Below are 21,093 nucleotides of genomic sequence, written 5' to 3' on the forward strand. Positions count from 1 at the left end.
TACACTATTGCGGCGGCGCGGAGAAAGCACTAGTTTCCGCGCCCGACGACGGCTCAAGGGGTTTCTACCTTCATGGACAGCTTTGAATTCAACAAGATCGCGGGCGCGGTGCTGGGTACAGCACTGCTGGTGTTCGGCCTGAACGAGTTGAGCAAGATCATCTATCACGCACCCGAGCCGGAGAAGCAGGGCTTCGCCGTCGAGGTCGCCGAAGCGGCGGCCACGGGCGAAGCAGCCGCCGATGCCGCTCCCGCGGCACCTGCCGAATCGCTGGGCACGATGCTGGCCTCGGCCGACGCCACCAAGGGCCAGGCCGTGTTCAAGGCATGTGCGGCCTGCCATGACGGCTCAAAGGGCGGTCCCAACAAGGTGGGCCCGAACCTGTGGGGCATCGTCGGCCGCAACCACGGGGTTCACGAAGGCTTCGCCTATTCGGACGCCATGGCGGCCCTGAAGGACAAGCCCTGGGACTATGAGGCTCTGAACACCTTCATCGCCAATCCGAAGGGCGCCATCAAGGGTACCAAGATGGGCTACGGCGGCCTCAAGAAGGACGCCGACCGCGCCAACCTCTTGGCCTACCTGCAGACCCTGTCGGACAGCCCGGTGCCTTTCCCGGCCCCGTAAAGGCCACAAATCTCACTGAAATTTAACACCGGCAAGCTGCTTGCCGGTGTTTTCTTTTGGGGCCCGGCTTGCTTATCTTCACCCCCACGTTCTGCCTGGAGTTTCCAAGCCATGACCATCACCCGCCGCACCCTGTTGAAGCTCGCCTCGCTGGCGCCGGCCGCCAAGCTGGTGGGCATCCAGATGGCCCACGCCGAGGACCGTGACTTCCGCCACGCGCTGACGTTGTTCAACGACATCAAGTATCCGCCGGACTTCAAGCACTTCGGCTACGTGAACCCGGATGCGCCGAAGGGCGGGCGGGTGCGCTTCGGGCTGGTCGGCTCGTTCGACAACCTGAACCCCTATACCTTCAAGGGTGAGACGGGCAGCGCGGTTCAGAACGACACCCTGCTGACCTCGGCCCTCGACGAACCCTCCACCGAATACGGCCTCGTTGCCAGCAGCGTCTGGCACCCAGAGGACCGCTCCATGGTGGTCTACCGCCTGCGGCCCGAGGCGCGCTTCAACGACGGCACGCCAATGATGCCCGACGACGTGATCTGGTCAATGCAGGCACTGCGCGATGCCAACCCCTTCTACAATGCCTATTACAAGAACATCTCCAAGGCAGAGCAGACGGGCGAGCATGAGGTGACCTTCACCTTCAACCAGAAGGGCAACCGCGAACTGCCGCTCATCACCGGCCAGCTTCCCGTGCTCTCCAAGGCGTGGTGGACGGGCAAGGACGACAAGGGCAAGCAGCGCAACATCCAGGAAACGAGCTTCGAGGTGCCCTTGGGCTCCGGCGCCTATGTGGCCGACGACGTGAAGCTTGGCACCTCGATCCGCATGAAGCGCGTGGCCGATTATTGGGGCAAGGACCTGCCCGTGAACATCGGCCAGAACAACTTCGACACCATCGAATACGTCTATTTCCGCGACGCCAACGTGGCCTTCGAGGCCTTCAAGGGCGACCAGTATGACTGGCGCACCGAGTCATCTTCCAAGATGTGGGCGACAGGCTATGACTTCCCGGCAGTCAAGAACGGCAGGGTGATCCTCGAGAAGATCAAGCTGCGCCAGGTGGCGGGCATGCAGGGCTGGGCGCTGAACCTGCGCCGCAACAAGTTCCAGGATGCGCGGGTGCGCCAGGCGCTGAACCTCGCCTTCGACTTCGAGTGGGCGAACCAGAACCTGTTCTATGGCCAGTACACGCGCTCGCGCAGCTACTTCAACAATTCCGAGATGGAGGCGAAGGGCCTGCCCTCCGAACAGGAACTCGCCCTGCTCAATCCGCTGAAGGACCAGTTGCCAGCGGAGGTCTTTACCACGGAATTCGCGAACCCGCTGAACGACACGCCGCAGAACAAGCGCAAGAACCTGCGCCAGGCCGCAAAACTGTTGACGGATGCCGGCTGGGCGATCACCCAGGACGGCGGCAGGAATGTGCTGAAGAACGACAAGGGTGAACAGCTGACCGTCGCGTTCCTGCTCGACTCGCCGCTGTTCGAGCGCATCGCGCTGCCCTACCAGCAGAGCCTCGAACTGCTCGGCATTGGCGTCAGCATCAAGACCGTGGACAGCGCGCAATATGAGCGACAGTTGCAGAACTTCGACTACGACATCGTTGTCGGCAATTGGGGGCAATCGTTGTCACCTGGCAATGAGCAACGTGAGTTCTGGGGCAGCGAAGCCGCAAAACGCACGGGCAGCCGCAATTACGTGGGCATCTCCGACCCGGCCATCGACAAGCTGGTGGAGACACTGATCTTCGCGCCGGACCGCGAAAGTCTGGTCACCGCCTCCAAGGCGCTCGACAGGGCGCTGATCTGGAACCATTATGTCGTTCCCATGTGGTACATCGACTATGATCGCACTGCGCGGTGGGACCGTTTCGGTCGTCCGGAAAAGCTTCCTGACCTCTCGACCGGCTTCCCCAGCATCTGGTGGTGGGACGAGGAGAAGGCAAAGAAAGTGGCAGCGAAGTGAGGCATTTCGCTGCCGCGGTGATCGCTCTGTGCCTCGGTGCGGCTTCGGCAGAAGCGGCGCCGCGCCATGGCATCTCCACCTTCGGCGACCTCAAGTATCCTGCCGACTTCACGCATTTCGATTACGTGAACCCTGATGCGCCGAAAGGCGGAAGGATCGCCACCATCGGCACTGCGGCCATGGACACTTTCGACAGCTTCAACGCCTACATCCTGAAAGGCGATGCGGCGCAGGGACTCGAGATGCTGTTCGACACGCTCATGGTGCGCGCGATGGACGAGCCTGATGCCGTCTATGGTCTCGTTGCCAAGAATTCGGACATTGCCGATGATCGCAAGAGCGTCACCTTCACCTTGCGGCCGGAAGCGAAATTCTCCGACGGCTCGCCCGTCACCGCCGAGGATGTCTGCAACAGCTTCCGCCTGCTCTCGACGCAAGGCCACGAGCGCATCCGCATCACCATCCGCGACGTCGAGGCCTGTGACATCATAGGTCCGCATACGGTGCGCTACCGCTTCAAGGGAGAGCGCACGCGCGATCTTCCCCTCACCGTCGCCGGACTTCCGATCCTGTCAAAGGCCTATTACGCCAAGGCGGATTTCTCGAAGTCGACGCTCGAGGCTCCACTCGGTTCCGGCCCCTATGTGATCAAGTCCTTCAAGCCGGGCGAATACGTGACCTACGGACGGCGTGACGATTACTGGGCGAAGGACCTGCCCGTGAACAAGGGCCGCTATAACTTCAACGAAGTCCGCTATGATTACTTCCGCGAGCGCATCGCTGGCTTCGAGGCGCTGAAGGCGGGCGCCATCGACCTGCGGGAGGAATTCACCTCCAAGGACTGGGCGACCGGCTATGACTTCGCGGCTGTGAAGGATGGGCGCGTCATCCGCATGGAGATGCCCGACGACACGCCGTCGGGCGCGCAGGGCTGGTTCTTCAACCTGCGGCGCCCACAATTCCAGGACATCCGTGTGCGCGAGGCGATCAACTTCGCCTTCGATTTCGAGTGGACCAACAGGAACCTGTTCTTCGGTCTCTATGACCGGACGCAGAGCTTTTTCCAGCGCTCGCCGCTGCAGGCCGACGGCACGCCGAAGCCGGACGAACTCGCCTTGCTCGACCCGCTGAAACCTTCGCTGCGGCCCGAGATGTTCGGACCGGCCGTGCTTGCGCCTGTCTCCAATGGGTCCGGGCAGGACCGAGCGCTGCTGCGCAGGGCCTCGGCACTGCTCGACGAGGCCGGCTGGAAGACAGACGGGACGCTGCGGCGCAATGCGGCCGGCCAGACTCTCGACCTCGAGTTCCTGATCGAGAGCCCGGTGTTCGAGCGGGTACTCGGTCCCTATCTGAAAAACCTGAGGCTCATCGGCGTCAATGCCACGATCCGCACCGTCGATGATGCGCAATACCTGAAGCGCACCAAGGAATTCGACTTCGACGTGGTCGGTAGCCGCTTCTCGACCAGCCAGACCCCGGGTGACGAGCTGAGGGTCTTCTTCGGCTCGCAATCGGCCAAGACGCCAGGCACCTACAATCTCTCGGGCGTTGCCTCTCCCGCCATCGACGCGCTGTTGGACAAGGTGGTCGAGGCCCAGTCCCGCGAGGAGCTGAACACCACTGGGCAGGCCCTGGACCGGGTCCTGCGGGCCGAGCAGTTCTGGGTGCCCAACTGGTACAAAGGCACCAATTGGCTGGCCTTCTGGGACAAGTTCGGAAGGCCCCCGACCAAGCCGAAATACGACCGTGGCATCGTGGATACCTGGTGGTATGACGAGGCCAAGGCCACGCGAATCGCCAACGGAAACTGACCTCGCTCCATGGGCGCCTACATCCTGAAACGCATCCTGCTGATGATCCCGACACTGATCGGGATCATGCTGATGACATTCGCTGTCATCCAGTTCGTGCCGGGCGGGCCCGTCGAGCAGGTGATCGCCAAGATGCAGGGCAACGACACGGACTCGACCGGGCGCATCAGTGGCAACACCGGCAACGAGGCTGGCGGCCAGCAACAGATGCAGCCGGGCGGCGACGCGGCGAACGTCAAGTACCGTGGCGCGCAGGGCCTCGACCCTGAATTCATCAAGAGCCTCGAGAAGCAGTTCGGCTTCGACAAGCCGGCGCCCGAGCGCTTCCTGATGATGATGAAGGACTACCTCACCTTCAACTTCGGGCAGAGCTATTTCCGTGACCGCTCGGTCATCAGCCTGATCCTCGAGAAAATGCCGGTGTCGGTGTCGCTCGGCCTGTGGCTTACACTGATTCAGTATCTGGTATCGATTCCGCTCGGCATCCGGAAGGCCGTCAAGGATGGCTCCACCTTCGACGTGTGGACCTCCGGCGTCATCATCATCGGTTATGCGATCCCGAGCTTCATCTTCGCCATCATGCTGATCGTGGTGTTCGCCGGCGGCAGCTATTTCAGCTGGTTCCCGCTGCGCGGACTGACGTCGGACAACTTCGAGCAGCTGAGCTTTCTGGGCAAGCTTGGCGACTATGCCTGGCACCTGACGCTGCCCCTCTTCGCCATGGCCATCGGCAGCTTCGCCACCATGACGATGCTGACCAAGAACTCCTTCCTCGACGAGATCAGGAAGCAATATGTCACCACGGCGCGCGCCAAGGGCCTGAGCGAGAACCAGGTGCTCTATGGCCACGTGTTCCGCAACGCCATGCTGCTGGTGATCGCGGGTTTCCCCGGCGCCTTCATCGGAGCCTTCTTCGCCAGTTCGCTGCTGATCGAGACCATCTTCTCGCTCGACGGCCTGGGCTATCTCTTCTTCAAGGCAACGCTCGACCGCGACTATCCGATCGTGTTTGCCAGCCTCTACATCTTCACGTTGATGGGACTCGTCGTGCAGCTCATCTCGGACCTCACCTACACCTGGATCGATCCGCGGATCGATTTCGAGAAGAGGGACGTCTGAGCCATGGCGATCCGCATGACACCCCTCAACAAGCGCCGTTGGCAACTGTTCCGCCAGAACAAGCGCGGCTTCTGGTCGTTCTGGCTGTTCATGGTGCTGTTCCTGATCTCGGTCTTCGCACCCTTTATCGCCAATGACCGGCCGATCCTCGTGTCCTACAAGGGCCAGTGGTCTTACCCGACCTTCTTCGATTATCCGGAGACAAAGTTCGGCGGAAGTTTCGCTAATACCGACTTCCGCGACCCCTTCATCCAGGATGAAATTGCCGCCAATGGCTGGATGATCTGGCCGCCGATCCGGTATTCATACAATAGCGTGAACTACCAGATCCCCATGCCGGCGCCCTCGACACCGGCCTTCCAGCTCACCCGCGAACAGGCCTGTGCCAAATATCCGCTGGGCGTGAACGACTCCAACTGCGTGTTCGGCAACCTCAACTGGCTCGGCACCGATGACCAGGGGCGCGATGTGACGGCGCGGCTGATCTATGGTTTCCGCATCTCGGTGGCCTTCGGCCTGATCCTCACCCTCATCTCATCGCTCATCGGCATGGGTGCAGGTGCCGTGCAGGGCTATTTCGGTGGCTGGACGGACCTGCTGTTCCAGCGTTTCATTGAAATCTGGACGTCGATGCCGGGCCTCTACCTGCTCATCATCCTCGCGGCCTTCATCACGCCGACCTTCTGGATATTGCTGTTCATCCAGATCCTGTTTTCCTGGACGTCGATCGTCGGGTTGGTGCGCGCCGAATTCCTGCGCGCCCGCAACTTCGAATATGTGCGCGCGGCACGCGCACTCGGGCTGTCGGACGCGCGGATCATGTTCAAGCACCTGCTGCCCAATGCGGTGGTCTCCACCATCACCTTCATGCCCTTCATCCTGGCTGGCTCAGTGACGGTGCTGACGTCGCTCGACTTCCTCGGCTTTGGCCTGCCGCCCGGTTCACCCTCGCTCGGAGAGCTGATCGCCCAGGGCAAGAACAACCTGCAGGCACCGTGGCTTGGGCTTACCGGCTTCCTGATCGTCTCCCTCATGCTGTCGCTGCTCGTCTTCATCGGCGAGGCCGTGCGTGATGCGCTTGATCCGCGAAAGACCTTCGCATGAGTGAAAAGCTGCTCGAGGTGAAAGATCTGTCGGTTGCCTTCGCGCAGGGCCAGCGGACCACGCTCGCCGTTGACAAGGTGTCGTTCTCGATCGCCAAGGGCGAGACGCTGGCACTGGTGGGTGAGTCGGGCTCTGGAAAATCGGTTTCCGCCCTCTCCATCCTCAAGCTTCTGCCTTATCCATCCGCCTCGCATCCTTCAGGCTCCGTTCGTTTCAAGGGCCAGGAGCTGCTCGATGCCGACGAGAGCGACCTGCGCCGGGTGCGCGGCAATGACATCACCATGGTGTTCCAGGAGCCGATGACCTCGCTCAATCCGCTGCACACAGTGGAGCGGCAAATCGGTGAAATTCTTGAGGTCCACCAGAACATCAAGGGAGATGCGGCGCGTGCCCGCATCGTGGATCTGCTGGCCAAGGTTGGCATCCGCGATCCCGAGACACGCCTTCTCGACTATCCGCACCAGCTGTCCGGCGGCCAGCGTCAGCGCGTGATGATCGCCATGGCGCTTGCCAACAACCCCGACCTTCTGATCGCCGACGAACCGACGACGGCGCTGGACGTGACCGTGCAGGCGCAGATCCTGAAGCTGCTGAAGGAGCTTCAGGCCGAGTTCGGCATGGCGCTGCTGCTCATCACCCATGACCTCGGTATCGTTCGCAAGATGGCTGACAATGTCGTGGTCATGCAGCACGGCAAGGCGGTGGAGAGCGGGGATGCAAAGGAAGTCTTCGCCAATCCGCAGCACGCCTATACGAAAATGCTGCTCACCGCCGAACCCAAGGGCGCACCCCCACCGAGCGATCCTTCGGCACCCACGGTGCTTGAGACCAAGGGTCTCAAGGTCTGGTTCCCGATCAAACGCGGCTTCTTCCGCAAGACGGTGGGGTACATTAAGGCGGTTGATGGCGTGGATGCCATCGTCCGCGGCGGGCAGACACTCGGTGTGGTGGGCGAGTCGGGTTCGGGCAAGACGACGCTGGGCCTCGCCCTTCTCCGGTTGATCCGCTCCGAAGGCCCGATCGTCTACATGGGCCAGAACATCGACGGCTATAACACCGCCATGATGCGACCGCTGCGCAAGGACATGCAGATTGTTTTCCAGGATCCGTTCGGCTCACTGTCGCCGCGGCTCTCGATCCAGCAGATCGTCGAGGAAGGCCTGACGGTGCAGGGCCGCAACCTGGGCTATGAGCAGCGGCGCGAGATCGTGGCGCGCGCGCTGACAGAGGTCGGGCTCGATCCTTCGACCATGGATCGCTACCCGCATGAATTTTCCGGCGGCCAGCGCCAGCGCATCGCCATTGCGCGCGCCCTGGCGCTGGAACCTAAGTTCATCATGCTGGACGAGCCGACTTCCGCCCTCGACATGTCTGTCCAGGCGCAGATCGTGGACCTTCTGCGCGAGTTGCAGCAGAAGCATAATCTCGCCTATCTGTTCATCAGCCACGACCTAAGGGTAGTGCGCGCGCTCGCCAACGAGGTGATTGTCATGCGCAATGGCGTGACGGTGGAGAGTGGGCCTACGGCGGAGGTCTTCTCAAATCCGAAGACGGACTATACAAAGGCGCTGATCGCGGCTGCCCTTAACCTGAAGGCCGCGCCGGAAGGGGTGGTGAATCAATAATGGCATTCCTGTTCATTCTGCCGACATGGCCAGTCGAGGTTTGGACCGCGGCCATGAAGAAGGTTGCCCCCGATCTCGACGTGCGCGTATGGCCAGATCAGATGGGCAACGTCGCTGACATCGAATACTGTGCCGCATGGCTGCCGCCGCCCGGCGTGGTGAAGAGCCTGCCAAACCTCAAGGTCATTATGTCTCTGGGGGCTGGCGTCGACGCCATCCTCAAGGATCCGACGCTTCCCCACGATATCCCCATCGTGCGCGTCAACGACCCGGACCTGACGGGTCGCATGACCGAATACATCGTTCTGCATGTGCTGATGCACCACCGCCAGCAGCGCCGCATCGACGATAACCAGCGGAACAAGATCTGGGACTCCTTCCCAACCCATGCCGCAAGGGAACTGAGTGTCGGCATCATGGGACTTGGCGTGATGGGCGTGGACTCGGCCATCAAGCTGCGTGACATCGGCTTCCGCGTAGCCGGGTGGAGCCGCAGTCTCAAAGACATTCCCGGCGTCGAAAGCTTCGCTGGCGCGGAAGAATTCGATGCCTTCCTGGCGCGCACCGACGTTCTCGTCTCGCTGCTGCCGGCGACGCGGGATACCGACGGCATCATCAATCGCGCGACGATCCGCAAGCTCTCCCGCAAGGGGCCCTTCGGTGCGCCTATCGTCATCAACGCGGGCCGTGGCCGTCAGCAGGTGTCGGACGACATTCTCGCGGCTCTCGATGCAGGCGAACTCCATGCGGCGACACTTGATGTCTTCGTGCCCGAACCCCTTCCACCATACAGCCCGCTTTGGACGCATCCGCGCGTGACGGTGACGCCGCATTGCGCCGCCGACAGCGACCCGGAGACGATCTGCGCCTATGTTGCGGCGAACATTGCCAAGCACCAACGCGGCGAAAAGCTGAAAAACCTGGTGGACCGGGCGCGGGGATATTGATTCCCCTTGGGCGTCAGCCCCGGAAGCGCCTCACGCACGTCAGCTGTCCATAGCGAGCAGCGATGCGGTCAACCGCCTCCTTCAGCGGCTCTGCCACCACCATCATGTGGTGGCCGTTGGCATGAAGCAGTGTCTTCTCATCCGTCATGATGCCAACGTGGCCATCCCAGAAGACGAGGTCACCGCGCCTTAGGGCATCAAGGTCGTTGACCATCAGCCTCTCGCCCAGCGTCGCCTCCTGCATGTCGCTGTCGCGCAGTGCCGTCTTGCCGCTGGCCTCGAGCGACAGCTGCACGAGGCCCGAGCAATCAAGGCCATGAACCGACTTGCCGCCCCAGTAGTAGGGGACGTGGCGGAACATTTCCGCGACGGCGACGAAATCCGCCTCGACATCGTCGACGCGCTTCAGATGCGCGGTGAACACGAAGCGACCGTTTGAAAGCTGCGAATAGGCGCCGTTTTCCACTTTCACAGTCACCTGTGCATTGAGTGTGAGGGAAATGGCGGGTTGCGTCTTAAGGCTCGCCTCAGGGTACATGAAGGTCGAGGGCACGGCCACGCGGTGTGTAGACGCTGAGATCGGCGATGACAGCGCATTGCCGTTCACATAACCGACATAGCCATCTCGCACGAGTTGCACCCAGGCCCAGCCCTCTTCCTCGTGGAAAAGCTTCACTGTCTCGCCGAACAGCGCCTGGGTGAGTTGCATCGCGTCGAAGCGCGGCGCCTTGTGCATGGTGATGACGGGCTCGATGACCTGCACCAACCGCGGTCCCACGAAGTTCTGCGCCTCCACCTCGCCCACAAGTGCGATGTCGGCGAGGTCTGGGCGATATGCATGAAGGCGCGGGTCGAGCTTTTTCATGCTCGCTCCCTAGAGGCTTTTTGCGTGATTGCCAATCGTGTCCGCCAGACGCTCGAGATAGAGAGCGCCCTTCACGGTGCGCTGGACAAGCACGTTGCGCCTGTCCTTCTCATCACGCCTGCGGCTCACGAGTTCGAGCTTGCCCATGGTGTCCAGCGCGCGGGTGATGACCGGCTTGGTGACACCGAGCTTCTTAGCCAGGTCTCGCACCGTGTGGGGTGGGGCCTCGAGATAGATGGTGAGAAGGATGCAGACTTGGCGCACTGACAAGTCGGGCTCGTCGTCCCGCACAAGGGCGAGGGCGACATCGTGCCAGAGAGTGAGGGCTTGGGCGGTGGACAACGCAACGGACATAAGCAGCCTTCTCGCAACCGATATGGTTGTTTCGGGTCCGTTACAGTCTGGCCGCAAATGAATGCGGTTGCAAGCCGCTATGTGGCGCGTCGGCGGATGACCTCAAACAGCGTTCGCATCGCCTGCGCCTCGCCGCCCTTGGGCCGACCGGGGCGTGGCACCGGCGTCCATGCGAAGATATCGAAATGAACATAGGACTTCGCCTTCTCGACAAAGCGCTTGAGGAACAGCGCTGCGGTAATGGAACCCGCAAAGCCTGAGTCGCCGGCATTGTTCATATCCGCCACGGAGGATTCGAACAGGCGATTGTAGGGTTGCCAGAACGGCAGGCGCCACACCGGGTCATTCGCCTCCCTGCCCGCCTTGGCGATGGCTTCGGCCAGCGCCTCGTCATCCGTGTAAAAAGGCGGCAGGTCGGGGCCCAGAGCCACGCGGGCAGCACCGGTCAGCGTTGCCATATCGATGAGCAGGTCGGGCTTCTCCTCATCCGCGAGCGCCAGTGCATCGCCCAGCACCAGGCGTCCCTCGGCGTCGGTGTTGCCAATCTCGACCGTAATGCCCTTTCGACTCTTCAGCACGTCACCGGGGCGGAAAGCATTGCCGGCGATCGAATTCTCGACGGCGGGAATGAGAACCCGCAGCCGGACTTTCAGGTTGGCGGCCATGATCATCTGGGCAAGGCCCAGCACATTGGCGGCACCGCCCATATCCTTCTTCATCAACGCCATGCCGGAGGCAGGCTTGATGTCGAGGCCGCCGGTGTCGAAGCACACGCCCTTGCCGACCAGCGTGACCTTTGGCGCCCGTGCGGGACCCCAGGTGAAGTCAATGAGGCGGGGGCTGCGCGGGCTGGCCTTGCCCACGGCGTGAATCATTGGGAAGTCCTTTTCAAGCGTTCTTCCGGAGATGACCCTCAGCTTCGCCTTATGAGCGCGGGCAACGGCACGAGCCGCCTGCTCCAGCTCGTCCGGCCCCATGTCGGCGGCCGGCGTGTTGACGAGGTCACGCACCATCCAGCTGGCGCGCGCGGCGCGCAACACCCCCTCACGATCGACGCCTTTCGGGCAGACCAATTGCGCCACGGGCTGCAACGCCTTGCCATAGCGACCGAAGCCATATGCTTCGAGGCACCAGCCAAGCGACAGCAGCTCCGGTTGTGGCACTGCTCCGTTCACAGAATAAGCACCCGGCGGGAGGTTGCGAGCCAGCCTTCCCATGGCGAAGGGATCACCAGCGTCTGCACCCGCCAACACCTGCTTCAGCTCGCTCCTCTGTCCCGGAACAGCGAGTACACGCCCCGGCTGGGCCTTGAAACCGTTCGCATCTGCCCAGGTCCGAATTTCCACCGTCAAATCCTGGCGCTTCCGTTCCCATTCCTTGCCTTCAATGAGGGTGACAGGAATGCCGCGCGCGGCGGGCGCAAGGAGAATGTCTGCAACGTCGATCATGGCGAACTCCGGGTTTGGCCTCCCATATCGCGAAACCCTCTTATGGTTAATCAAATATTGACCGTTGCGCGCCAAGGTAGCTGAATAAACCGGACTGGAGTTTCGCAATGCCGAGGGGCAGGCCCCGTGCCACTATTCTTTTGATGCTGGCTGCCGCCGTGATCCTCACGGGATGCAACAAGACGACCGGCCAGCTCGGGTCATCAAGCAGCCTTTCGACCGCGTCGACGACGCCCGTCTCGCTGGAGGCGCTGGCCGACCTCGGCGACAAATGGCAAGCCAACCCGAAAGACGTCAACAAGGGCCTCGCCTATGCCAACGGCCTCGAAAGCCTTGGACAAAAGGATGAAGCGCTGAGCGTCTACAAGAAGATCGCCGAGGAGGACCCATCGAACGCCAAGGTTGCAGGTCTCTATGGTCGCAAACTGGTAGCCGCCGGAAAGACTGAACAGGCTATACCCATCCTCGAAGGCGCCGAAAGAGGTGGCGACACGGACTGGCGTGTGATGTCCGCGCTCGGCAGTGCCTACGACCAGCAGGGTCTGTACAAGAAGGCGCGTGAACAATACTCGCGGGCGCTGGCCAGCGACCCGCAAAACCTTGTGGTCATGAACAATCTCGCCATGTCCTACGCACTTGAAGGCAACCTGAAGCAGGCAGAGACCGAGTTGCAAGCAGCGGATGCCCTTCCCCGGTCGAAAAGCGAACCACGCATCCGACAGAATCTCGCCCTCGTCATCGGGTTGCAGGGCCGCTTTGACGAAGCCACGAAGCTTGCACAGGAGGATCTTCCCCCCGAGCAAGTGCAGGAGAACATGGCTTATCTGAAGAAAATGCTCTCCCAGCCGAATACCTGGCAGCAGATCAGCGACGGCAACGTGAAGGGATGAACCTTGCCTGGCTAAAAGAGGAGCTTGGATACGGTCAAGAAAACCGGACCCATGATGATCACAAAAATGACCGGCATGAAGAAAAGCATCATCGGCACGGTGAGTCGTGGCGGCAAAGCCGCCGCCTTGCGCTCTGCTTCCGACATGCGCATGTCACGGTTTTCCTGTGCCAAAACACGCAGGGCCGTTCCTAGCGGCGTTCCATAACGCTCCGACTGAATAAGGCTCGTTACAACCGACTTCACCTGAGCAAGGCCGGTGCGCTTTCCAAGATTTTCAAATGCCTTGCGTCGTTCTTGCAGGAATGACAACTCGGCCACCGTCAATGTCATTTCCTCTGCGAGCGGAACCGAGATTGCGCCAATTTCGCGGGCCACCCGTTGCATGGCAGGTTCGATTGCCATGCCGGCCTCAACGCAGATCAGCATCAGATCAAGGGAGTCCGGCCAGGCACGGCGAATCGACGCCTGTCGCCGCGTGACCAGATTGCGTAACAATAGGTATGGAAGGTAGTTTCCTGCGATCAAACCGAAGGCTGTTGCAGCAATGAGCATCTGGGGCGATGCGGTATCGGCATAAATGATCGACACATAGCCGAATGCAAGAAGACCCATTCCAATCGGAAACCCCACCCGGGCAACGAGATAGAGAATCAGGTGACGTTCGCTGCGCAAGCCCGCCTGCCGCAAGAGTTCTCGAGATGTCTCAGCTTCGAATACCTTGCGAAGATTTAGGATGTCGACAAAGCGCCTTGCAGCACCAGCATTGCGCTTGTCGCGCAGCTTTGACTCACCCAAACCCTTGATCTTCTGCTCTGCGCGCAACCTGTCGCGTTCGACACTCACGGCCTTCATGCGTGCCTTGAGCGGGTCGTCCTGCATGAGCGGAGCAGCGAAGCTTAGAACGGCTGCAAATGCAGCGATAGAAAACAACAGTGTAATGAGTGTATCCACCCGGAGCAGTTCAGACAGAGCATGAAGCATGATGCTATCAGTTCACTCAAATATCGAAGTTGATCATTTTCCGCATAGTCAGGACGCCCATGAGCATCCAGACGCCGCATCCGATGAGAATCAGGTGGCCGGTATCAGTCGTGAAAAGAGGCTCAAGATACTTCGGGCTGAGCATGAATATCGCGCCTACGATCAGAAATGGCAGCGCGCCGATGATGGCCGCGGAGGACTTTGCCTCCTGCGCCATCGCCCGAACCTTTCCCTTCATCTTTTTGCGATCGCGAAGCACCCGGGACAGATTGCCAAGAGCTTCGGAGAGATTGCCACCAGACTTCGATTGAATGCTGATGACAATACCCAGGAAGCTGACTTCCGGCAATGGCATGCGTTCGAACATGCGCTCCAGACCCTGATCGATTGTGACGCCGAGGCGCTGCCCTTCAACAATTTCCATGAATTCAGGAGCAATGGGCGGTCCAGCCTCCGTTGCGATCACGCGCATGGCATCGGAGAGCGGAAGGCCTGCCTTCAAGCCCCGGACCATAACGTCCAATGCATCCGGCAGGTCTCTGAGGAAGGCGTTCTGCCGCCGCTTCGACATGTATGACAGGAACCAGCGGGGAAGGCCGAGGAGACCAGCAATTCCGCTCAGAAATCCGACGAAGATCGGAAGGCCCAGCAAGAGGGGAAGGAGAGCCATGGCAAGCCCCACGGCGCCGGACACCACCCAGAAATTTCGCACCGAGATGCCAAGTCCGGCGCGGCCGATCTGCGCACGCAGAGACACACCCCGTTTGCGTTGCTGGGCACGATCCTCGATTTGTTTCAGGGAGTCCTGAATCTGGCGGCGACGATTGTCCTTCTGGCCACCAATCAGTCGTCCAGACGCAGACCCAGTCTTGGCCTCCGCCACTGAGCTCTTCGCCGCGATGGATTTTACACGCGACTCTCCCTCCGAAGAGGAGAGCAAAGGTAGGGCCAACGCGAGAACCGCACCGCCGGCGGCCACCGCGACAAGAAGAAGAAAGGCGAGTTGCTGCGGATCCAATCCGAACGGCATGGCTCCTTATCCCGCCTCACCACGGATTTCTGCCAATTCGAGTGTCTCGGCGAGGCGCCGATCTTCGTTGTAATAGCGCGCCCGATCCCAAAAATGTGGTCGCGCAATACCGGTGCCGCGATGCCGCCCAACAACCTTGCCATTTGCGTCCTCGCCGGTGATATCATAGACCATCAGATCCTGCGTGATGATCACGTCACCTTCCATGCCCACCACTTCGGTTACGTGCGTAATGCGACGCGAACCATCCCGCAGGCGGGCAGCCTGCACGATCAGGTCGATCGACCCACAAACCATTTCCTTGATCGTCTTGGATGGCAGCGAAAATCCGCCCATGGTGATCATGGACTCGAGGCGCGAGAGTGCTTCACGTGGTGAGTTGGCGTGGAGAGTTCCCATCGATCCGTCATGGCCCGTATTCATCGCCTGCAAGAGATCGAAAGCCTCTGGTCCGCGAACTTCACCAACGATAATGCGTTCAGGCCGCATGCGGAGGCAGTTCTTCACCAGGTCACGCATGGTGATTTCACCCTCGCCTTCAAGGTTCGGCGGTCGCGTTTCGAGACGCACGACATGCGGCTGCTGCAGCTGCAGCTCTGCGGCGTCTTCACAGGTGATGATTCGCTCATCGTTTTCGATGTATGCAGTGAGACAATTCAGCAGTGTGGTCTTGCCTGAACCCGTGCCACCGGAAATCAGGATGTTGCAACGGACTCGGCCTATGATCTCCAGCAGTGTCGCTCCCTCCGAAGTAATTGACCCGAACCGAACGAGATCAGGCAACTTCAGACGATCCTTCTTGAATTTTCGGATCGTGAGCGCAGGCCCATCGATGGAGAGTGGCGGCACGATGACGTTGACACGCGAACCATCCAGCAGACGCGCATCGCAAATGGGGCTAGCCTCATCGACGCGCCGACCGATCTGACTGACAATGCGCTGACAGATGTTGAGAAGCTGTGTGTTATCTCGAAAGCGGACACCGGTTTTCAAGACCTTGCCGGAAACCTCGATGAAAGTGGTGCCCGCGCCGTTCACCATGATGTCGGAGATATCATCGCGGGCAAGCAGCGGCTCAAGGGGACCAAATCCAAGGACATCGTTACAAATATCCTCGAGAAGCTCCTCCTGCTCAGAGACCGACATCACCACGTCCTTGAGGGTGATGATCTCACTGACAATATCGCGAATTTCCTCACGCGCTGCCTCGCGGTCTATCTGCGAGAGCTGCGTAAGGTCGATGGCATCAATCAGGGCGTTGAAGATTGTGCTCTTGATGTCGTAGTAGGTTTCTGACCGCCGGTTGTTCGAGCCGTCAATTCGGCCGCCGGGCGCGTTTGGCGTGAACCCTCCGGCAGGACTGACAGATGGACTGCGCTGCTCCTGCCCTGGCCTGAAAACCTGGCGGTTCTGCTCGGCGCCCACATCGCTGCGTGAGGGCTGGAGCGGCGCAAGAAGGTCCTTGGATGGGCTTTCACCCGAGCGCTTTCCGAACATCACTTTTTACCCAATGCGAGAAGTTTCTTCAGAACAGATGAGGTGGTCGCGACAGGTCTTGCAGGCTTATCACCGCCGAAGTCATGCGCCAGCTTGCGTATTGCCTCGGCGGCCTTAACCTTTGGCGTGGCGTCGAGGAGCATCCGGCCATTGTTCAGGGCGGTCCCGAAGCTCAACGGATCAAAGGGAATTGAGGCAGCGACATTGGTGCCTACTGCCTTGGCAAAATCTGCTGCAGGTATCTCTGGTCGCTTGGGGACGCCCACCTTGTTCAAGACAAGATTTGGCAACGGGTCATTCGGTCGGGACACCGTGAACATGTCAAACAGCGCCTTGGCATTGCGGAGGCTGGCAAGGTCAGGTTCGGCGGTGAGAACGATCTGATCAGCATGCTGGAGTGTGAACTTAACCCAGGGTGCCCACAGGTTTGGCAGATCCACCACAACTATCGGAACGGTCGCTCGCATTGCAGTCAGGATTGTTTCCACCGCATGAGCCTCAACGGCGAAATCCTTGTCGACTCCACCGGGGCCCGCGAGAAGGCTCAGTTTCTGGCCCAGCTTGGTGAGAAGCCGATCGAGCAGCAGAGAGTCAACGCGTTCCGGTTGCGATATGGCTTCCAGAATGCCGCCTGATGCATCGATGTTGAAATTGAGTGCGGCCGTGCCATAGGCAAGGTCGAGATCGAAGATGGTGGTTTCGATGTCGACCGCGCGCGCAATCTCCCAGGCACAGTTGTGAGCGATGGTGCTGGACCCTGTGCCACCTCTTGCTCCCAGAAAAGCGATGACTCGACCAACAGGCGCTGCCTTATCATTCCGGTACAGCGAGGCTATGGTCTCCACCAGATGCAATGGGGCAATGGGCGCGACGATGTATTCGCTGACGCCTTGGCGGATCAGTTCACGATAGAGGATCACGTCGTTCATGTGCCCAATGACCACGACTTTCGTGTCGGGCTGGCAAACCTCTGCAAGGGAAGCAAGGTTGGTGAGCAACTCGTCGCGCGGTGCATCAGATTCAACAATCAAGAGGTTTGGCGTAGACTGGGTCTGGTAGAGCCTGATCGCCGCTGGAATGCCGCCAGTTATCACTGTTCCGTGGGCACGGGCCATGCGGCGGTCAGCAAAGGCCGCTCGCACATCCTCGGCGGTCCGCGGCAATTCGCAGAAGGCCTGGATATTGACGCGCGGCACCAGCGCTACGGGGGTAGCTTTGCCGCGCAATCCGGGTGCTTCACCGTGCATCGTCATCCACTGCTCACTTCAACTTTCATCCGCTCTGCTCCTTACTGTCCAGGCGAGAAAACCGGATCGGCGGTTTGCTCGGTCCAGGTTCCATCGGAGTAGTTCTTGAGTGCCGGGCTTTGGCTGGCACTTTGGGCGGCGGTCATGGGGCGCGGGCGCTCGAGGTCTTCCGGGTTGGCAACCATGGCTGCGAAGTTCTGCTGGAATGCGCACCCAAAATTGGGGCCTGAGTCGTTGAACTGGTTCGCGCGCATGTTCTGTGACCAGTCTCCGCAGGGTTTTGTCTCGGCAACCTTGGTGGAGAATGCCAGGACCACGCGGTTCTGGGTTCCATCATAGGGGGTGACGATGATGGAATGCCGCGCAATTCCCTGTCGTGCGAGGATTCCGGCAGCTTGGTTTGCCGCTTCGCGTGACTGTTTGCTTCCTGTCGCGTAGCTAACAACCACGGGAGTGGCGCCGCGGGATTCGGCCTGACGCGCAAACTGGATCACGTCGTTGACATCTCCAGGCCTGAGACCACCTGGGGTCACATCGAGCGCGAGTTTGACGGGTCGCTCGACGACCTTGATCGGGAAGTTCTCCTCGACGCTGGCTGGCACGTAGGTGTCATCGAAACTCGCAAGTTCTGGAGAGCAACCGGCAAGAAGAGCCGTCATTGACCCCAGCACACAGGCAACGGTCGCAGAGCGAAGATGGCGGGCACTATACTTGAGCATGTTCAGTCCTGTTCCGCTCTCATTCGATGATGTGGCCGACCTGGCCATGATAGGTGTCGGTCCCCATGCCGCTGGCGTCAGCACCGGCACTGGCCGGCAGGCCATAGACTTTGTTCATGCGACCAAGGAAGAACTGCTGAAGGTCGGTGGCATTGTTGAAGCGGTCGATGGGCGTTGCCAATTTCGACTCGTCAGAGGGGTTCGCAATATAGGGGGTAACAATCACCACAAGTTCGCTTTGCCGCCGCTGGAACTCCTGGCTGGAGAATAGCGCCCCAAGGATGGGCACCGATCGGATGCCAGGTGTATTTTCCATCTTTTGCTGGGAGACGTTCTTGATGAGGCCGGCGAGCATCATAGAGCCACCGCTCGGCAGTTCCACTGAGGTCTGAGCGTTGCGTGTGTCGATCAGCGGTTCGGTGCCGTAAGGGTTCGGCGCAAGATCGCTCACCTCGGTGAATACGTTGAGTGCGATGCGGCCCTCGCTCAGCACCGTGGGGGTAAAGGCAAGGCTGATGCCGTAGTTGCGGAACAGAGTGGTGCAATTGAGATATGTGGTGGTCGTGTTCGGATCCAGGTTCTGAAATTGGCAGCTTTGATAGGGATACTCTCCACCGGCATGAAAGTTGGCGGGCGCCCCTGACGTTGCCGTGAGCGTGGGTTCAGCGAGAACCGTGGCAAGGCCGTTATCTTCGAGAGCGCGAATGGTTGCATCGACCTTGAAGGGAGCCGGGAACGAAGCCGTGCCGTCGAAAGTGTGAGGCAAGTTGACCGGGTTTGTTTGGTTCGAATAGGTAAAGTTGAAGGGACCCGCAGTGATCTCGCCGTCGAGGTTCATGCCGATCCGCTTGAGAATCGAGCGCTTCAGTTCAACAACCCGGACCTTCAGCGTGATCTGGTTGCCTTCGGCAATCTTGAGAAGATTGAGGACGGACAGGTCATCTCCGCCATAACTCGTAAGGAAGCGCTTGGTGAGGTCTTCTGCCGTCTTTCCCTGCTGGGCATCGCTGACTACGCCCTTGAGCACGATGTTTGATCCGGTGCTGTCGAGCTGGATGGCATTGCCCGGCATGGCCCTGTCGAGAAGCGACCTGAGGGCCTTGGTGTCGAGGGTAACCTCAAGGTCGAGCTGCAGGATCTGCTGGCCCGCCGAGTCGAGGAAGAAGATGTTGGTCTGGCCGGCACTGCGCGCGAAGAGATAGGCGGTGCTGCGGTTCTTCAGCACCACGTCGACCATTTCGGGATTGCCGACGATGACGTCCTTGACCGCGGCGGGCAGTTTCAGAACGGCACTCTTTTCAAGGCCAAGCCGCAATGAGCGTCCCGCCTGCTGCCCGTCCGTGAGATCGATGGTGTCCGAGGCAGACGCGTTGCTCGGCGCTGTGCTTGCGGGAAGCGGGATAGCAAGAGCAATCAGCAGCCAGAAGACCAGCCTTGCTGCTGAAGGGATTAGGGTAACCTTGTGGATAATCATCATCATGTTCTCATTGTCCAGACGCCCGGCGCTGGAGCCCGTATCGAATGATCAGGGGGCCGCTCGTGGCACGGCTGGGGTTCCGATAGTTGTCGGCAAGCACCGGCTTGCCGTCTCCGCCGTCTGCAAGGGCACGCAATGCGAGGGAGATCTCACCCGATGCAGCGACTTTTGCGAGGACTTCCGCCTGCTTTGGATTTAGTTCCAACACCGCGGTTCGGCCTTCTGGGACGGTGGCATCGGTGGTTCCGCCTCCGAGCGTCTGGTTGATGGCCAGCACCTTCGCGTTGGTAATCACGGCTTCGCCGGTGGAGATCTTGTTGCCGAGCGAGTCCGCGGTGGTTCGTGTGAGAATGACGTCCACGCGGTCATTCGGCAGCACGAATCCACTAACGGACGAGATTTCCGTAATGGAAATGGCCACCGCACGCATGCCCTCTGGCAAAACGGAGCTCAAGAAGCCTGCCTCGCCGGCCTTCACGATTTTCCCGGGCAGGACCGGCTCGCCGGCGATCATCGATACACGGGCGCGCGCGTCACGCATCTGGGTTGGCGCATCCGGCATCGTCTCGCGTTTGATCATGTCGGCCGCCAAGCCATCACGCGGCCAGGCCCGCCACTGCAGGCCGGTACTGCCGAACCTTTGGCCCGGAGCAAAGGCCGTGCCCGCGACGAGCACGTCCACGCTCTCGCTCTTCTGCACTTGCGGTTGAACGACTTGGGGCGCCGGCCTGCGCAGCAGACCCGTCGACAGATATGCCGCAAGCAGGGCGGCCAGAATTGCCGCCACCAAGATCAGGAGCCGCATTCTGTTCATTGCTTCAATCCTGTGAGGTACCAAACTGGAGACATTTGGCTACCTTGAGGTGTATTCGTCAAATTTGCGTTAACTATGTTCAGACGACGAAAGCCATCCACCGACTAAACGGCACTGCCAGAATGGCACCTGCGGCCAGTGCAAAACCATATGGCAGGTCAGGCGACAAACGGGTCACCGCACGTTCCAGCCGATCACCGCGAATCCTCGCTTCAAGGCTGACAACAGCCCAAAGCCCGATGGCAACCGCGAGAATTCCCCCGGCAATCGCCGCAAACAGCAGGAACGGCAGCACGACTGGGAAGCCGAGCCACAGGCCGGCCACAGACATCAGCTTTGCATCCCCGCCACCAATCATACCGAATGAGAAGAGGCCATAACCTGCGATCAGCAGGACAACAGCGGTCGCCGTATGCAAACCCAGGGCAACGCCTGGCATGCCCGTGATGAAAGCAATGGGAAAAAAGAGCATTGCCAAGGCGATCACAATCCAATTGGGAATGTGAAGCGAAAGCACATCCAATGTTGCGGCCAGAAGCATCAAGAGCAGAAAAGCATAGAGAGC

Annotated in this window: 19 protein-coding genes; 8 read left to right on the top strand and 11 right to left on the bottom strand. The window is 60.2% G+C overall.

Translation table 11 applies throughout. From position 1 onward, the window contains the following. Positions 1-72 precede the first annotated feature (72 nt). From WCJ41_RS03205 to WCJ41_RS03235, 7 genes are all read left to right on the top strand, one after another. Positions 73-627, top strand: a complete 555-nt coding sequence (locus tag WCJ41_RS03205) for a cytochrome c family protein (RefSeq protein WP_336904384.1) — start codon at positions 73-75, stop codon at positions 625-627. Between the two features lie 111 nt (positions 628-738). Further along, on the top strand, positions 739-2,598 hold the full coding sequence (locus WCJ41_RS03210; protein ID WP_336904385.1) for an extracellular solute-binding protein: 1,860 nt from the start codon (positions 739-741) through the stop codon (positions 2,596-2,598). Continuing rightward, positions 2,595-4,409: an extracellular solute-binding protein gene (locus tag WCJ41_RS03215; protein WP_336904386.1), complete on the top strand. Its 1,815-nt coding sequence runs from the start codon at positions 2,595-2,597 to the stop codon at positions 4,407-4,409. Before WCJ41_RS03210 ends, WCJ41_RS03215 begins: the two co-directional genes overlap by 4 nt. 9 nt (positions 4,410-4,418) lie before the next feature. Continuing rightward, positions 4,419-5,528 carry a microcin C ABC transporter permease YejB gene (locus tag WCJ41_RS03220; protein WP_336904387.1) on the top strand — a complete coding sequence of 370 codons (1,110 nt, stop codon included), beginning with the start codon at positions 4,419-4,421 and terminating at the stop codon, positions 5,526-5,528. A gap of 3 nt (positions 5,529-5,531) precedes the next feature. Further along, positions 5,532-6,632 carry an ABC transporter permease gene (locus WCJ41_RS03225; RefSeq protein WP_336904388.1) on the top strand — a complete coding sequence of 367 codons (1,101 nt, stop codon included), beginning with the start codon at positions 5,532-5,534 and terminating at the stop codon, positions 6,630-6,632. Beyond that, complete coding sequence (locus tag WCJ41_RS03230; protein ID WP_336904389.1) at positions 6,629-8,257, top strand: ABC transporter ATP-binding protein; 1,629 nt, start codon at positions 6,629-6,631, stop codon at positions 8,255-8,257. The genes WCJ41_RS03225 and WCJ41_RS03230 overlap by 4 nt, the downstream gene beginning before the upstream one ends. A gap of 53 nt (positions 8,258-8,310) precedes the next feature. After that, positions 8,311-9,204: a glyoxylate/hydroxypyruvate reductase A gene (locus tag WCJ41_RS03235; protein WP_336904390.1), complete on the top strand. Its 894-nt coding sequence runs from the start codon at positions 8,311-8,313 to the stop codon at positions 9,202-9,204. A 13-nt stretch (positions 9,205-9,217) separates the two neighbouring features. Here the strand turns inward: WCJ41_RS03235 and WCJ41_RS03240 are convergent, their stop codons facing one another. The 3 genes from WCJ41_RS03240 to WCJ41_RS03250 form a co-directional block, all read right to left on the bottom strand. Next, positions 9,218-10,069: an NlpC/P60 family protein gene (locus WCJ41_RS03240; RefSeq protein ID WP_336904391.1), complete on the bottom strand. Its 852-nt coding sequence runs from the start codon at positions 10,067-10,069 to the stop codon at positions 9,218-9,220. A gap of 9 nt (positions 10,070-10,078) precedes the next feature. After that, entirely contained in the window at positions 10,079-10,423 is a 345-nt protein-coding gene (locus WCJ41_RS03245; RefSeq protein WP_336904392.1) for a MarR family transcriptional regulator, read from the bottom strand. Between the two features lie 77 nt (positions 10,424-10,500). After that, entirely contained in the window at positions 10,501-11,871 is a 1,371-nt protein-coding gene (locus tag WCJ41_RS03250) for a leucyl aminopeptidase family protein (RefSeq protein ID WP_336904393.1), read from the bottom strand. A 143-nt stretch (positions 11,872-12,014) separates the two neighbouring features. On the opposite strand from WCJ41_RS03250, the gene WCJ41_RS03255 reads away from it, so the two are divergent. After that, positions 12,015-12,761: a tetratricopeptide repeat protein gene (locus WCJ41_RS03255; protein ID WP_336904394.1), complete on the top strand. Its 747-nt coding sequence runs from the start codon at positions 12,015-12,017 to the stop codon at positions 12,759-12,761. Between the two features lie 11 nt (positions 12,762-12,772). Here WCJ41_RS03255 and WCJ41_RS03260 read toward each other — a convergent pair whose 3' ends face one another. The 8 genes from WCJ41_RS03260 to WCJ41_RS03295 form a co-directional block, all read right to left on the bottom strand. Beyond that, complete coding sequence (locus WCJ41_RS03260; protein ID WP_336904395.1) at positions 12,773-13,744, bottom strand: type II secretion system F family protein; 972 nt, start codon at positions 13,742-13,744, stop codon at positions 12,773-12,775. Positions 13,745-13,760: 16 nt separating this feature from the next. Further along, on the bottom strand, positions 13,761-14,774 hold the full coding sequence (locus WCJ41_RS03265; RefSeq protein ID WP_336904396.1) for a type II secretion system F family protein: 1,014 nt from the start codon (positions 14,772-14,774) through the stop codon (positions 13,761-13,763). Between the two features lie 6 nt (positions 14,775-14,780). Then, a complete protein-coding gene (locus tag WCJ41_RS03270) occupies positions 14,781-16,271 on the bottom strand; it encodes a CpaF family protein (protein ID WP_336904397.1) in 1,491 nt (496 codons plus the stop codon). Beyond that, positions 16,271-17,524, bottom strand: coding sequence for a CtpF protein (locus WCJ41_RS03275; protein ID WP_336904398.1), 1,254 nt, complete (start codon positions 17,522-17,524; stop codon positions 16,271-16,273). Before WCJ41_RS03275 ends, WCJ41_RS03270 begins: the two co-directional genes overlap by 1 nt. A 35-nt stretch (positions 17,525-17,559) precedes the next feature. Next, positions 17,560-18,177 (bottom strand): CpaD family pilus assembly protein, encoded by a 618-nt coding sequence (locus tag WCJ41_RS03280; protein ID WP_336904399.1) that lies wholly within the window; start codon positions 18,175-18,177, stop codon positions 17,560-17,562. Positions 18,178-18,256: 79 nt separating this feature from the next. Next, positions 18,257-19,717 carry a type II and III secretion system protein family protein gene (locus WCJ41_RS03285; protein WP_336904400.1) on the bottom strand — a complete coding sequence of 487 codons (1,461 nt, stop codon included), beginning with the start codon at positions 19,715-19,717 and terminating at the stop codon, positions 18,257-18,259. Between the two features lie 4 nt (positions 19,718-19,721). Next, the gene (gene cpaB, locus WCJ41_RS03290; protein ID WP_336904401.1) at positions 19,722-20,528 is read right to left on the bottom strand and encodes a Flp pilus assembly protein CpaB; all 807 of its coding nucleotides are present in this window, start codon (positions 20,526-20,528) and stop codon (positions 19,722-19,724) included. 79 nt (positions 20,529-20,607) lie between these two features. Continuing rightward, on the bottom strand, positions 20,608-21,093 hold a 486-nt coding region (locus tag WCJ41_RS03295), incomplete at its 5' end, for a prepilin peptidase (RefSeq protein WP_336904402.1).

It is taken from the genome of Aestuariivirga sp., assembly GCF_037139295.1.
In the GTDB taxonomy this organism is placed as follows: Bacteria; Pseudomonadota; Alphaproteobacteria; order Rhizobiales; family Aestuariivirgaceae; genus Aestuariivirga.